The sequence below is a fragment of the Streptomyces sp. NPDC040432 genome (assembly GCF_055595445.1).
In genome coordinates, this window is sequence record NZ_JBVIVP010000001.1 from 686,770 (window position 1) to 700,932 (window position 14,163).

The window sequence follows — 14,163 nt, forward strand, 5'->3', positions numbered from 1 at the left end:
AGGGGCTGGTCACGCGGGTCGGCTCACTTCTGCTTCGGCTTCCAGGTCTCCACGTTCCACCACGGGCCCGTACCGAGGCCGTGGTCGTGCGGCTCGACCTGGGTGCCGGGGCCGTCCCACTTGTCGTTCACGACGTACAGGTGGTCGATGTGGGTGAGGAAGACGTAGCCCGGGTTCTTCACGAGTTCGCGCTGCACCGTGTCGTAGGCGTTCTGCCGCACGGCCCGGTCGCCGCTCCTGCGGCCGTCGACGAGGGCCTGGTCGACGACGGGGTTGTCGTACCGGGCCATGTTGTTGAATCCGTCGCCGCCGAGGGAGGAGGTCAGCAGGAGGTACTGGTCGAAGTCGGGGTCCGCCGGGGAGCCGCCGCCGGCGAGGACGGCGTCCGTCTTCATGCGGGGTTCGATGACCTCCCAGGTCCCGGCCTCGGTCCTGACCTCGATGCCGGCCTTCTTGGCGTCGGAGGCGAAGGCGAGGGCGTGGTCCTGGCGGAGCTTGTCGCCGGACGGGTACCAGAGCGGGAAGGCGGCGCGGACCCCGTCCTTGACGCGGATGCCGTCCTCACCGGCCTTCCAGCCGGCGTCGTCGAGGATCTTCTTCGCCCTGTCGAGGTCGTACGGGCGCTCGGTACCCGCGGTGAACCAGGGACTGCCGACCGGGACCGGGCCGTAGGCGGCCTTGCCCGCGCCCTCCAGGAGCTTGTCGACCATGGTCTTCCGGTCGACGGCGATGTCCAGCGCCTGCCGGACAGCCACGTCACCGGTGACCTTGTGGTCCGTCGGGAGGGTCACGTTGCGGTAGTCGAAGGACTTGGCGGCGTAGGTGGTGCGCGCCGGGTCCTTCTCGAAGCCGCGGGCGAGGTTCGGGGGCAGCACCGCCGCGTCCAGTTCGCCGGAGCGAAGGCGCGTGGCGCGGACGTCGTCGTCCTTGATGACGGCCATGGTGAACTTCTTCACCGCGGGCTCGCCGCCCCAGTACGAGGGGTTGGCCTTGAAGCTGATCTTCTCGCCGCGGGACCAGCCGGTGAGGAGGTACGGGCCGGTGCCGACGGGTTTGGTGGTGAATTCGCCGCTGTTGACGTCCTGCTTGCCCGCGATGTGCTCGGGCGCGATGGGCAGGACGGTGCGCTCGGCGAACGGCGCGTAGGGGTACTTCAGGGTGAAGACGACCCGGTCCTCGCCCTGTGCGGTGACGCTCTCCACGGCGTCCAACTCGGTCCGCGACGCGTTGTTCGTCGCCGGGTCGAGGATGGTCCGGTAGGTGAAGACGACGTCCTTGGCGCCGAAGGGCGCCCCGTCGCTGAACTTCACGCCCTGGCGGAGCTTGAAGGTGTACGTGCGGCCGTCGGCGGAGACCTCCGGCAGGGCTTCGGCCAGCGCGGGCTTGAGCTTCATGTCGGCGTCGTGGGCGAGCAGCCCGTCGAAGACCTTGGAGTTCCCGTCCTTGCCGTAGCCCAGCAGCGGGCTGAGGGTCTCCGGCTCGGTCGCGATGCCGACCACTGCGGAGTCGGCCGCCGCGGCGGACCCCCCGGAACCGCCCGCCGGGTTCGAGCAGGCCGCCACGCCCGTGATGAGTACGGCGGCCAGCGTCACCGCGGCCGCTCCCCGTGCTGTCCGGGCCGTCATGCTGCGCACATCCTTGTTCACGATCATCCGTTATTGCAAAGAAATGGCAATAATGCCAGACGTGGACGGAGGAAACCGAATCAACCCACGGCCGACACAGCGGCCCGGACCCCCTCGACCCGGGCAAATCCCTTGCGTCGCGGGCGATTTCCGGCCGCCGGGGGCTTGCCCGGTCGGCGCCGCACGTGCCATATATGTCTAGACCTTTACGAGGACGACGCACACGCGAAGGAGGCCCGTGCGACGCACCGCCCCGCCGCGCGCCCTCCCGCCGGCGCTCGCCCTCCGCCATGCCCGCCGCCTGAGCCTCTGCCTGGCGCTCGCCACCCTGACGGCGTGCGCCGGCGGCGACACCGAGCCCCCGCGCGCGCCGTCCGGGCTCACCGCCCAGGCCGGCAGCGCCACCTCCGTGCACGTCATGTGGGGGGCCGCGGAGCCCGCCGACGGCGTGACCGGCTACCAGGTGTTCCAGGCCGGTCAACTGGTCCGCGACCTCCCCGCCGACAAGACCATGGTCGACATCACCGGCCTCACCCCGCAGACGCCCTACGACTTCACCGTCCGGGCCCGCGACGCCGCCGGGAACCGCTCCTCCCTCAGCGCCCCCGCGCGCGCCGTCACTCCGGCCGCCCGCGCCGAGGACCGGCAGCCGCCCACCGCCCCGGCCTCCGGTTCCGGCAGCGCCCAGGGGCCCCGTACGGTCCGGCTCACCTGGGCGGCGGCCACCGACGACACCGGCGTCACCGCCTACGACGTCCACCAGGGCGGCGTCCGGATCCACACGGTCGGGCCCGGCGAGACCTCCACCACCCTCGACGGGCTCCAGCCCGGCACCTCGTACACTTTCACCGTCCGCGCCCGGGACGGCGCCGACAACTCCTCCCCCGACGGCCCGCCCGTCGCCGTGACCACCCCGGCCGACCCCGCCCAGGGCCCCGGCACCGCCCCCGCCGCGTTCAGCGCGACCGCCGCACCCGGCGCCGTGGACCTGTCCTGGACCGCGCCGGACACCGGCCGGGCGACCACCGAGTACCAGCTCTACGTCAACGGCCGGCCCGTCACCGTCATCCAGTTCGGCGCCGGCGCCGAACCCGGCGGACCGGCCGCGCACCGCCTCACGGCCACCGATCCGGCCGGCACCGCCTGGACCCTGAAACTCCGGGCCCGGCTGCCCGACGGCAACTGGGGCGCCTTCTCCGCTGAGCGGCAGGTCGTCCTCGCGGGCTGACGCCGCCCACCGTTTCCGGCCGCCCGTCCGACCTGAACGGCACTGCCGCGAAAGAGGATCGCGCACAATACAACCGTGTTCGGTGAGTACTCGGTCAACGACAATCAGGCAGACTCCGCAGGCGGGGGCCCTGCGCCAGACTCTGGCGCCGTGCCGGGAAACCTGCCGCCCGAATCGGCGGACTTCGTCGGCCGGGACGGTGAACTCACCGCTCTCGGAGTCATGTTGGACGGTCGAAGGCTGATCACCCTGACCGGGGTGGGCGGCGTCGGCAAGTCCCGCCTCGCCCTACGGGCCGCCTCCGATCGGCGCCGCGCCCGACCCGACGGCGTCTGGTGGGTGGAACTGTCCCCCCTGCGCGACCCGGGACTGCTCACCACCACCGTCGCCCACGCCATCGGCCTAGCCGACCACTCCGCGCACTCCCTCGACGAGGAACTGTGCGCCTGGATGGCCGACAAGGAACTCCTGCTCGTCCTCGACACCTGCGAACACCTGGTCCCCGCGGTCCGTCACCTGGTGGCCGAACTCCTCCAGTCGGCACCCGGGTTGACCGTCATGACCACCTCGCGGGAGCGGCTGGACTCCCCCGGCGAGACCGTCCTCGACGTACGACCGCTGCCCTGCGAGGGTCCCGACAGCGATGCCCTGGCCCTCTTCCGGGCCCGCGCCACGGCCGCCACCGCGCGGGCCGCGGAGATCTTCGCGGACCCCGAGCGGACCGCGATCGCCGCCGAGCTGTGCCGCCGCCTGGACGGGATCCCGCTCGCCCTGGAGCTCGCCGGGGCCCGGATGCGGCTGTGGTCGCTGGAACAAGTGGCGCAGCGGCTCGGGGCACGGTTCGACCTGCTCACCGACACGCGCGCCGTGCGGCTGCCCCGGCACCGGACCATGCGCACCGCCATCGGCTGGAGCCACGAACTGTGCGAGCCCGTGGAACGACTGCTGTGGGCCCGACTGTCGGTGTTCACCGGGGACTTCGACGTGGCCGCCGCCCGGGCCGTGTGCTCCGGCGGCCCGCTGACCGCGTCCCGGGTGGAGCGGGTCCTGCACGGCCTCGTGGCGAAGTCCGTCGTCCGGCGCTCCGACGAACGCGGCGCCGGTGCCCGCTACCGGATGCTGGACACCATCCGCGAGTTCGGCCACGACTGGCTGGCCGAACTGGGCGAGGTACGGACCGTCTCGGACCGGCACGCCCACTGGTACGCGGCCCTCTCCCACGCCGCCGATCGGGGCTGGATGGGGCCCGGCCAGGTCGACTGGTACCGCAGGATGACCGCCGAGCACGCCCAGCTGCGCGCCTCCCTGGACCACCTCCTCGGCACGGATCCGGGAGCCGCCCTGGAGATGGCCGGGGCCCTGTGGTTCTTCTGGTTCGCGTGCGGTCACGTGCACGAGGGCCGGGGATTCCTCGAAAGGGCCCTGGACGGGAGTCCCCCGGGCGGGCCCGGTCACGTCCAGGCCCTGTGGGCGCTCGGGCTGACGGCCCTGCTCCAGGGCGACATGGCGGTCGCCCAGGACCTCGGCGCGCGGTGCACCCGGGAGGCGGACGCGTTGGCGGACCCGGAGCGGGAGCTGCGCGCCGCCTACCTGCGGGCGGTGTCGGTCCTGATGCCGGGCGACCCGGGGACGGCGCTGCTCCTCGCCGGCCCCCGGGCACGGGCGGGCCACGGCGGGCGCCCCGCCGGGACGGGTTGGCTGCTGTGCCGGCTGGCCACCGGCTACGCCCTGTGGGATCTCGGGCGCTTCGAGGAGGCCGCCGAAGAGGCCCGCGAGCTGCGGGAGGCCTGCGCGGAGCTCGGCGAGCGGTGGCTCCGGGCCTACGCGGACTACATCCTGGCCGTGTCGGCGCTCGGACTGGGCCATCACGGCGAGGCCGCCCGTTACGTACGGTCCATGCTGTCGGGCAAGCGGCTGCTGGGCGACCGCCTCGGCATCGCGCTGGGCCTGGACGTGCTGGCGGCCTCGGTGGCGGCCCTGGGCGACGGGGAGCTGGCCGCCCGCCTGCTGGGCACCGGGCACGCCTGGTGGAGCACGGTGGGCAGGCCGCAGATGGGCGGGTCCCCCTCGCTCACGGCCCTGCGGGACCGGGGCGAACGGCAGGCCCGGGCGGCGATCGGGGACGCGGCGTACGAGAGCGCGTTCCTCGGCGGCACGGCGGCGTCCACCGGCTGACGGGCAGCCGGTGGACGGCGTAACTCGGGGGCTCCCGTCAGTACGGGAGGGGTCTGCCCGACGGGGTACGCAGATCCAGGTCTCGGGGGGCGGGCTTGGGGACGGGCTTGCGGATCAGCTGCTGGCGCATGCTGCCTCCTCGCTCAGACCAGGGCCGGTCGACGGGGTTCCACCGTCCGGCCTTCGGGGAGCAGTTCACCTGTGTCGTCGAAGACCACCACACCGTTGCAGAGCAGGTTCCAGCCCTGCTCGGGGTGGGCGGCCACAGTGCGGGCAGCGTCGTGATCGGCGCTGTCGGCGGGCGGGCAGGGGGGCTGGTGGGAGCACATCGGCGCACCTCCTCGCAGAGTGGGGCGGGAGGGCCGGTGGTCACCCGGTCGAATCCGCGATCCACGGTGGCGGTGAGTATTACTGATCGCCACCCCAGGACGGAACCCATATTCGCGGTCCAGTTCAGGGTGTGTATGCCCGCTTACCATGCGCTCATGCCAGCCATCCGGATCATTCATCGCACTCCGCTTCCACCGGCCGAGGCCTGGCGCCGGCTCACGGACTGGGAACGGCACGGCGCACAGGTTCCGCTCACGAGGACGATCATCGAAACGGAGCCCCCGACGCACGTCGGAACGCGATTCACCGCTCGCACGGGGGTGGGCAGGATCACGTTCGACGACACCATGGAAGTGGTGCGCTGGCAGCCGCCCGCGCCCCCTTCCGCCGGAATCGTCCGGTTGGAGAAGCGCGGGCGGACGGTGACCGGCTGGGCGGAGATCGAAGTTCGCCCCCTGCCCACCGGGGACACGGAGGCGCACTGGCGCGAGGATCTGCGGGTGCGCGGCCTCCCCCGCCTGTTCGATCCGCTGACGGCGGCGGCGGGCCGCCTCGTGTTCACCCGCGCCCTGACCCGGATCCTCTCCCCCTGACCCGGCCGCCGGAGCCCGGCGGCGGGCAGGACCTGCCGCCGCACTCCCATCCGCCTCGCGGGCGCCGACGGACCTCGACGGACCTAGACGGCGGGTCCTAGCGGATGGGCATCCCGGAGAGCGTCCTCGCGATGACCAGCCGCTGGATCTCGCTGGTCCCCTCGAAGATCGTGTAGATGGCGCTGTCCCGGTGCATCCGCTCCACCGGGTACTCGCGCGTGAACCCGTTGCCGCCGAGGATCTGGACGGCCTGGGCGGTGACCTCCTTGCACGCCTCGCTCGCGAACAGCTTGGACATCGAGCCCTCCGCCGAGGTGAACGGCTTGCCCGCGACCGCCATCCAGGACGCCCGCCACACCAGCAGCCGGGCCGCGTCGATCCGGGTGCGCATGTCGGCGAGCTGGAAGGCGACGCCCTGGTTGTCGATGATCGGGCGGCCGAACTGGGTGCGGGTCTTCGCGTAGTCCAGGGCCACCTCGTACGCCGCGCGGGCCGTGCCGACGGCCATCGCGCCGACCGCGGGCCGGGAGGCCTCGAAGGTGGCCATCGCGGCGTTCTTCACCCGCTCGCCACCGCCCGCCGCCGCCCGTTCGCGGGCCCGCGCGAGCCGCTCGTCCAGCTTGTCCTTGCCGCCGAGCAGGCAGGAGCCCGGGATCCGACAGTCCTCCAGGACGACCTCCGCGGTGTGCGAGGCCCGGATGCCGTGCTTCTTGAACTTCTGCCCCTGCGAGAGGCCCGGGGTGCCGGGCGGCACGATGAAGGAGGCGTGCCCCTTGGTGCCGAGTTCGGGGTCGACCACCGCCACCACGATGTGGACGTTGGCGATGCCGCCGTTGGTCGCCCAGGTCTTGGTGCCGTTCAGCACCCACTCGTCCTTGGCCTCGTCGTACACCGCGCGGGTGCGCATCGCGCCGACGTCCGAGCCCGCGTCCGGTTCGGAGGAGCAGAAGGCGGCGACCTTGACGTCGTCGGGAGTGCCGTACATCTGGGGTATCCAGGTGCCGATCTGCTCCTCGGTGCCGTTGGCGACGACGCCGATGGCCGCGAGGCCGGTACCGACGATCGACAGGGCGATGCCCGCGTCGCCCCAGAACAGCTCCTCCATCGCCATCGGGATGCCGAGGCCGGTGGGGTCGAAGAACTGTTGGGCGTAGAAGTCCAGGGAGTAGATGCCGACCTTGGCCGCCTCCTGGATGACGGGCCACGGAGTCTCTTCGCGCTCGTCCCATTCGGCGGCGGCGGGGCGGATCACGTCGGCCGCGAAGCCATGGATCCAATCGCGCACCTGCTTCTGGTCGTCGTTGAGCTCCATGGTGAACTCCGCCATGTCCCCTCCAGCTGTCTCACGTGGCCACCAACCAAGTTACTGCCGGTAACCTGAACAATGACCACAGTCTGTTACCGGCCGGTAAGCACTGTCAAGCGCCGCCGGTTCGATCACCAGGGTGTGCGGGGTGTTACGTTGCGTGGGCGTCACGCACATCGCAAGGGCGGGGAGAGAAACACGTCATGCAGACCACTCAGCAGGCCGGCGAGCCGGGAGCGGCGGACCGCCGCCGTCGGGAGCTGCTGGAAGCGGCCGACCGCGTCGTACTCCGGGACGGCCCGAAGGCCTCCATGAACGCCATCGCGGCCGAGGCCGGCATCACGAAGCCGATCCTCTACCGACACTTCGGCGACAAGGCGGGCCTCTACCAGGCCCTCGCCGTCCGGCACACCGACGCGCTCCTGGACTCGCTGCGGGCCGCACTGGACGCGCCCGCCGAACGGCGCCGGCGGGTCGAGGCCACGCTCGACACCTACCTCGCCGCCATCGAGGCCCGCCCCCAGGTCTACCGCTTCCTGATGCACCCCGCCGAGGACTCGCAGAGCCCCGAGCGCGGCTTCGACGTCGGCCTGCACTCGGCCCCGCTGCTGCGCCGCCTCGGCGAGGAACTGGCCCAGGTCGTCGGCGAACGGGTCGACCTCGGCCCCGGCGGCGAACGCCTGGCCCGGATCTGGGGCCACGGCATCGTCGGCATGATGCACGCGGCCGGGGACTGGTGGCTCGGCGAGCGTCCCTGCGACCGGGCGGAACTGGTCGAGGGCCTCACCGACCTGCTGTGGGGCCGGCTGGCCACCGCGGGCAACCGCGCCGACGGACCCGGCTTCTGACGGACCGCCACACCGGTGCCGGCCCCCGGTCGGCGGCCCCGGATCAGTCGCGCGGTTCCCGTGCGCCCCACGGGGCCTTGCGGATCGCCCGCCGCAGCCGCCCGGCCCGCAGCCCGGTGACCCGGTCCGCGTAGACCGTGCCGTCGAGGTGGTCGCACTCGTGCTGGAGGCAGCGGGCGAAGAACCCGGTGCCCTCGATGCGCACGGGCGACCCGTCGGAGGTCACGCCCTCGACGACCGCGTGGTCGTGGCGCACGGTCCCCGCCTCCAACCCGGGCAGGGACAGACAGCCCTCGGGGCCGCGGTACTCGCCCCCGTCGGCCGCCACCAGACGCGGGTTGACGACGTGCCCGACGTGGCGCACGTCCTCGTCGTCCGGGCAGTCGTAGACGAAGACGCGCTGCCCGACGCCGACCTGGTTCGCGGCGAGGCCGACTCCCTGGGCCGCGTACATCGTCGCGAACATGTCCTCGATGAGCCGGTCGAGCTCCGGGCCGAAGGCGGTGACCTCCGCACAGGCGGAATGGAGCACCGGATCGCCCAGCAGGCTCATGGTGCGGACGAGTCCGGTGGTACCGGGGAGGGGGCGCTGTCGCATGGCCGTAAGGGTACGACGGGCGAATATATGAGGAGATCCGCGGCGGCCCGGGGGCGCCGCGGTCAAGGCCGCGGCAGGTACTGGATAGGCTGGGGCCGACCGACGCTAGGAGGACAAGGGACGATGGCAGGCAACACGGAGCCGCTTTCGCCGCGGGCCAAGCTGGCCGTGACGGCGGGCAAGGCCGCGGCGGCGGTGTCGCGGGCCGCGGGACGCGGAAGCGGATCGGTAATCGGTGGCAAGGTCGCACTCAGGCTGGACCCCGATCTTCTCGGCGCGCTGGCGCAGCACCTCGATGTCGTCCTCGTGTCCGCGACGAACGGCAAGACCACGACGACCCGCCTGATCGCGGAGGCCCTGCGCGCCGCCGGTCCGGTCGTCTCCAACGCGCTGGGCGCCAACATGCCGGCGGGCATCACCTCGGCCCTGGCCGGCGGCTCGGACGCCAAGTACGGCGTCATCGAGGTCGACGAGAAGTACCTGGCCGGAGTGGCCCGGGACGTCACCCCCAAGGTGATCGCCCTGCTCAACCTCTCCCGCGACCAGCTCGACCGCGCGGCGGAGACCCGCATGCTCGCCGAGAAGTGGCGCGAGGGCCTGGAGGGCTCGAAGGCCGTCATCATCGCGAACTGCGACGACCCGCTGATCGTGTGGTCGGCCTCGTCCTCGCAGAACGTGGTGTGGGTCGCCGCCGGCCAGGAGTGGAAGGACGACGCCTGGTCGTGCCCCTCCTGCGGTGGCGTGATGCAGCGTCCGGGTGACGACTGGTTCTGCGCCGAGTGCGGTTTCCGCCGCCCGACCCCGAGCTGGGTCCTCTCCGGCGACCACGTCCTGGACCCGCACGGCTCGGCCTGGCCGATCCACCTCCAGCTGCCGGGCCGTGCCAACAAGGCCAACGCCGCGCAGTCCGCCGCCGTGGCCGCCGTGTTCGGCGTGCCGCCCCAGGTCGCGCTGGAGCGCATGTACCAGGTGCAGGCGGTGGCCGGCCGGTACGACGTCGTCAACTTCATGGGGCGCGAGCTGCGGCTGCTGCTGGCGAAGAACCCCGCGGGCTGGCTCGAAACGTTTTCGCTGATCGACCCGCCGCCGACCCCGGTGATCCTTTCGGTGAACGCGCGCGGCGCCGACGGCACCGACACCTCCTGGCTGTGGGACGTCGACTACCCGCGCCTGGCCGGTCACCCGATCTTCGTGATCGGCGACCGCAAGCTGGACCTGGCGGTCCGCCTGGAGGTCGCGGGACTGGACTTCCGGGTGTGCGAGACGCTCGACGAGGCCGTGCAGCTGGCGCCGCCCGGACAGATCGAGCTGATCGCGAACTACACCGCCTTCCAGGACGTGCGCCGCCGCGTCGGCAACTAGCCCCCGTCAGAAACGCAGAGGACAAGAGCATGAGCGACAACAGCCTGCGTCTGGTGTGGGTCTACCCCGACCTGCTCAGCACGTACGGAGACCAGGGCAACGCCCTCGTCGTGGAGCGCCGGGCGCGCCAGCGCGGCCTGGACGTGCAGCGCGTGGACGTGCGCAGCGACCAGCCCATCCCCACGTCGGGCGACATCTACCTGATCGGCGGCGGTGAGGACCGTCCGCAGCGACTGGCCGCGGAGCGCCTGCTGCGCGACGGCGGTCTGGAGCGGGCCGTCTCGAACGGGGCGATCGTCTTCTCCGTGTGCGCCGGGTACCAGATCCTGGGCCAGGAGTTCGTCAACGACGTCGGCCAGCGTCAGCAGGGCCTCGGCCTGCTGGACGTCGTCACCGTGCGCGGCGAGGGCGAGCGGTGCGTTGGCGACGTCCTCGCCGACATCGACCCGCGCCTGGGCCTGCCGCAGCTGACGGGCTTCGAGAACCACCAGGGCGTGACCCACCTCGGCCCGACGGCCCGTCCGTTCGCCCGGGTCAGCATGGGTCGGGGCAACGGCAGCGGCGACGGCACCGAGGGCGCGTACAACGACACCGTCTTCGGTACGTACATGCACGGCCCCGTGATGGCCCGCAACCCGCTGATCGCGGACCTGCTGCTGAAGCTGGCCCTCGACGTGAACGCGCTGCCGGCCATAGACGACCGTTGGTACGACGCGCTGCGCGCCGAGCGCATCGCTGCGGCCACGCAGCCCGCGTAACGCGCGGCCACGCCGTACCGCACGCCGGGCCCGGATCCCCCCGCGGGGATCCGGGCCCGGCGTGCGTTCGTTCGTACGATTGATCGGACCAGCATGTGGAGGATGGTTCAGTCCATCACGGATCCGCTTGTAGGGTGACGGTTAGTTCCAACCGGACGACGTGGTCCGGTCGTCGGCCCACGTTGCAAAGGTTCTTCCTGCCATGCGCATTGGTGTGCTCACTTCCGGAGGCGACTGCCCCGGCCTCAATGCCGTCATCCGTTCCGTCGTGCACCGCGCCGTCGTCGACCACGGCGACGAGGTGATCGGCTTCCACGACGGCTGGCGCGGCCTGCTGGAGTGCGACTACCGCAAGCTCGACCTGGACGCCGTCAGCGGCATCCTGGCCCGCGGCGGCACCATCCTCGGCTCCTCCCGCGTCCAGCCCGCGCACCTGCGCGACGGTGTGGAGCGGGCTCGCGGACACGTCGCGGACCTCGGGCTCGACGCCATCATCCCGATCGGCGGCGAGGGCACCCTGAAGGCGGCCCACCTGCTGTCGCAGGGCGGGCTCCCGATCGTGGGCGTGCCCAAGACGATCGACAACGACATCGCCTCGACCGATGTGACCTTCGGCTTCGACACGGCCGTGGGCGTCGCCACCGAGGCCCTGGACCGACTGAAGACCACCGCCGAATCGCACCAGCGCGTGATGGTCGTCGAGGTCATGGGTCGCCACACCGGCTGGATCGCGCTGCACTCGGGCATGGCGGCCGGCGCGCACGCCATCGTCGTGCCGGAGCGGCCCTTCGACATCGAGGAGCTGACGGCGATCGTCGGCGAGCGGTTCGAGGCGGGCAAGCGGTTCGCGATCGTCGTCGTCGCCGAGGGCGCCAAGCCGGCCGAGGGCTCGATGGCCCTGGAGCAGGGCGGTACGGACATCTACGGTCACGAGCGGTTCGCCGGGATCGGCAACCGGCTCGCCGTCGAACTGGAGGAGCGCCTCGGCAAGGAGGCCCGTCCGGTGATCCTGGGCCACGTCCAGCGCGGGGGCACGCCCACCGCGTACGACCGGGTGCTCGCGACGCGCTTCGGCTGGCACGCGGTCGAGGCGGCGCACCGCGGCGAGTTCGGCATGATGACCGCCCTGCGCGGCACGGACATCGAGATGGTCCCGCTCGCGGGAGCCGTGGAGACCCTCAAGACGGTGCCGGCCGAGCGGTACGACGAGGCCCAGACCGTTCTGTGATGTTTCCCCCCTTCTGACGGCGGCCCCGGACGCGTTCGCCTCCGGGGCCCCCATTACTGTGGTGGAGCACCACGGTCAAGGGAGTGAACAGATGGATCACAGCGGGCACGGCATGGACATGCCCATGGACATGCCGCCGTTCACTCTCGGGCGCGGGCTGGAGTTCTCCTTCGACGCCTTCTTCCTGTTCGCGTCGCTGGCCGGGCTCGCCCTCTACGCGTGGGGCGTGCTGCGACTTCGTCGGCGCGGTGACGCCTGGCCGGTCGGTCGGACGGTCGCCTTCACCCTCGGTGTGCTGACGGTGATCCTGGTGATGTGCACCAAGCTGAACGACTACGGCATGGTCATGTTTAGCGTGCACATGGTCCAGCACATGGTGATCAGCATGATCACCCCGATCCTGCTGCTGCTCGGGGCCCCGGTCACGCTGGCGCTGCGCGCGCTGCCGCCCGCCGGTCGTGGCCGCAAGGGCCCGCGCGAGCTGCTGCTGAAGCTGCTGCACAGCCGGTACATGCGGATCGTCACCCACCCGGCCTTCACCATTCCGATGTTCATCGCGAGCCTCTACGGGCTGTACTTCACCCCGCTCTTCGACTTCCTCATGGAGAGCCGGACCGGGCACATCGCGATGATGGTCCACTTCCTCACGGTCGGTCTCATCTTCTTCTGGCCGATCATGGGCGTGGACCCGGGACCGCACCGCCCCGGATACGTGATGCGGATGCTGGAGCTGTTCGCGGGCATGCCCTTCCACGCCTTCTTCGGCATCGCCCTGATGATGGCCAGTGAGCCGATGATCGGGACGTACGCGAGCCCGCCCGCCTCGCTCGGCATCGACCCCCTGCTCGACCAGCAGTGGGGCGGCGGCATCGCCTGGGCCTTCAGCGAGATCCCCTCCGTACTGGTCCTGATCGCGCTGGTCTACCAGTGGTACCACTCGGAACAGCGGGCCGCGAAACGGTCCGACCGGGCGGCGGACCGGGACGGCGACCAGGAGCTCGCGGCGTACAACTCGTATCTCGCGTCGCTCCAAGGGCGCGGCCAGTAGCGCGGGGGCACCCTCCCGCGCCACCATGGGGCATGACCGGATCCGTTAAGGCGATGGCCGTCACGACCTTCGCAGCCCTGGTGGCCGTCTCGGCGTATTCCGTGGTGATCGGCAGCAACGGCTGGCTGTGGTTCGGCTGGATCGTGCTGGGGCTGTTGACCCTCGGGCTGGCCGCCTCCCGCAGCGTCTGACCCGCCCGCCCTGCGGGCCCGCCCGGCGCGGGTCCGTGCCCCGTCGCGCCGCGGACCGTACCCACCCCTCCTGCTCCGTGCCTGACTGTCCGTAGGATGGTCGTGACCTTGAGGCATCGACGGGAGCTGCCCGGTGTTCTACCACTTGCTCAAGCACGTCCTGCTCGGCCCGCTGCTGCGGCTGCTGTTCCGGCCGCGGATCGAAGGACTGGAGAACATCCCCCCGGAGGGCGCCGCGATCGTCGCGGGCAACCACCTCTCCTTCTCGGACCATTTCCTCATGCCCGCGATCCTCAAGCGGAGGATCACTTTCTTGGCGAAGGCCGAGTACTTCACCGGTCCGGGGGTCAAGGGCCGGCTGACCGCCGCCTTCTTCCGCAGCGCCGGGCAGATCCCGGTGGACCGCTCCGGCAAGGACGCGGGCAAGGCCGCGCTGCGCGAGGGGCTCGGGGTGCTGGAGAAGGGCGAGCTGCTCGGCATCTATCCCGAGGGCACGCGCTCCCACGACGGACGCCTGTACAAGGGCAAGGTCGGGGTCGCGGCGATGGCGCTCGGCGCCGGGGTGCCGGTGGTTCCCTGTGCGATGGTGGGAACCTTCGAGATCCAGCCTCCCGGTCAGAAACTTCCGAAGGTCCGGCGGGTCACGATCCGCTTCGGGGCCCCGCTGGACTTCTCCCGGTACGCCGGGATGGAGGGCGAGAGGGCGGTCCTGCGGGCCGTCACCGACGAGATCATGTACGCGATCCTCGGGCTCTCCGGGCAGGAGTACGTCGACCGGTACGCGGCCGACGTCAAGGCCGAGGAGGAGGAGAAGCGGAAGAAGGCCCGGCGCCCGGGGCGCTGAGCCTTCTCCCTCACCTCGCGTCAGTGCTT

Annotated in this window: 14 protein-coding genes; 10 read left to right on the top strand and 4 right to left on the bottom strand. The window is 71.6% G+C overall.

Translation table 11 applies throughout. The features are described from left to right. Positions 1 to 23: 23 nt before the first annotated feature. The gene (locus tag ACZ58N_RS03100) at positions 24 to 1,625 is read right to left on the bottom strand and encodes an ABC transporter substrate-binding protein (RefSeq protein WP_471154897.1); all 1,602 of its coding nucleotides are present in this window, start codon (positions 1,623 to 1,625) and stop codon (positions 24 to 26) included. A gap of 238 nt (positions 1,626 to 1,863) precedes the next feature. Between ACZ58N_RS03100 and ACZ58N_RS03105 the strand changes: the two genes are divergently transcribed. Together ACZ58N_RS03105 and ACZ58N_RS03110 are read left to right on the top strand one after the other, a co-directional pair. Continuing rightward, positions 1,864 to 2,853 carry a fibronectin type III domain-containing protein gene (locus ACZ58N_RS03105; RefSeq protein WP_471154899.1) on the top strand — a complete coding sequence of 330 codons (990 nt, stop codon included), beginning with the start codon at positions 1,864 to 1,866 and terminating at the stop codon, positions 2,851 to 2,853. A gap of 150 nt (positions 2,854 to 3,003) precedes the next feature. Continuing rightward, entirely contained in the window at positions 3,004 to 5,028 is a 2,025-nt protein-coding gene (locus ACZ58N_RS03110; protein WP_471154901.1) for an ATP-binding protein, read from the top strand. Between the two features lie 143 nt (positions 5,029 to 5,171). On the opposite strand, the gene ACZ58N_RS03115 is transcribed toward ACZ58N_RS03110, so the two are convergent. Next, positions 5,172 to 5,357 carry a DUF5999 family protein gene (locus tag ACZ58N_RS03115; RefSeq protein WP_471154903.1) on the bottom strand — a complete coding sequence of 62 codons (186 nt, stop codon included), beginning with the start codon at positions 5,355 to 5,357 and terminating at the stop codon, positions 5,172 to 5,174. Positions 5,358 to 5,513: 156 nt separating this feature from the next. Between ACZ58N_RS03115 and ACZ58N_RS03120 the strand changes: the two genes are divergently transcribed. Continuing rightward, positions 5,514 to 5,951, top strand: coding sequence for an SRPBCC family protein (locus ACZ58N_RS03120; RefSeq protein WP_471154905.1), 438 nt, complete (start codon positions 5,514 to 5,516; stop codon positions 5,949 to 5,951). A gap of 97 nt (positions 5,952 to 6,048) precedes the next feature. Here ACZ58N_RS03120 and ACZ58N_RS03125 read toward each other — a convergent pair whose 3' ends face one another. Next, positions 6,049 to 7,278, bottom strand: coding sequence for an acyl-CoA dehydrogenase family protein (locus ACZ58N_RS03125; protein WP_471154910.1), 1,230 nt, complete (start codon positions 7,276 to 7,278; stop codon positions 6,049 to 6,051). A gap of 182 nt (positions 7,279 to 7,460) precedes the next feature. Between ACZ58N_RS03125 and ACZ58N_RS03130 the strand changes: the two genes are divergently transcribed. After that, entirely contained in the window at positions 7,461 to 8,105 is a 645-nt protein-coding gene (locus ACZ58N_RS03130; RefSeq protein ID WP_471154911.1) for a TetR/AcrR family transcriptional regulator, read from the top strand. 43 nt (positions 8,106 to 8,148) lie between these two features. Here ACZ58N_RS03130 and def read toward each other — a convergent pair whose 3' ends face one another. Further along, complete coding sequence (gene def / locus ACZ58N_RS03135; protein ID WP_471154913.1) at positions 8,149 to 8,703, bottom strand: peptide deformylase; 555 nt, start codon at positions 8,701 to 8,703, stop codon at positions 8,149 to 8,151. Between the two features lie 123 nt (positions 8,704 to 8,826). Between def and ACZ58N_RS03140 the strand changes: the two genes are divergently transcribed. The 6 genes from ACZ58N_RS03140 to ACZ58N_RS03165 all read left to right on the top strand — a co-directional run bounded on the left by ACZ58N_RS03140 (position 8,827) and on the right by ACZ58N_RS03165 (position 14,134). Beyond that, positions 8,827 to 10,065: a Mur ligase family protein gene (locus ACZ58N_RS03140; RefSeq protein WP_385571607.1), complete on the top strand. Its 1,239-nt coding sequence runs from the start codon at positions 8,827 to 8,829 to the stop codon at positions 10,063 to 10,065. A 29-nt stretch (positions 10,066 to 10,094) separates the two neighbouring features. Next, the gene (locus ACZ58N_RS03145) at positions 10,095 to 10,823 is read left to right on the top strand and encodes a type 1 glutamine amidotransferase (protein WP_471154916.1); all 729 of its coding nucleotides are present in this window, start codon (positions 10,095 to 10,097) and stop codon (positions 10,821 to 10,823) included. 202 nt (positions 10,824 to 11,025) lie between these two features. Beyond that, a complete protein-coding gene (locus ACZ58N_RS03150; RefSeq protein WP_471154919.1) occupies positions 11,026 to 12,051 on the top strand; it encodes a 6-phosphofructokinase in 1,026 nt (341 codons plus the stop codon). Between the two features lie 91 nt (positions 12,052 to 12,142). After that, positions 12,143 to 13,099 (top strand): cytochrome c oxidase assembly protein, encoded by a 957-nt coding sequence (locus ACZ58N_RS03155; RefSeq protein WP_471154921.1) that lies wholly within the window; start codon positions 12,143 to 12,145, stop codon positions 13,097 to 13,099. 32 nt (positions 13,100 to 13,131) lie between these two features. Beyond that, positions 13,132 to 13,290 carry a hypothetical protein gene (locus ACZ58N_RS03160; protein WP_471154923.1) on the top strand — a complete coding sequence of 53 codons (159 nt, stop codon included), beginning with the start codon at positions 13,132 to 13,134 and terminating at the stop codon, positions 13,288 to 13,290. Between the two features lie 133 nt (positions 13,291 to 13,423). After that, positions 13,424 to 14,134 carry a lysophospholipid acyltransferase family protein gene (locus ACZ58N_RS03165; RefSeq protein WP_471154925.1) on the top strand — a complete coding sequence of 237 codons (711 nt, stop codon included), beginning with the start codon at positions 13,424 to 13,426 and terminating at the stop codon, positions 14,132 to 14,134. The last annotated feature ends 29 nt before the right edge of the window (positions 14,135 to 14,163 follow it).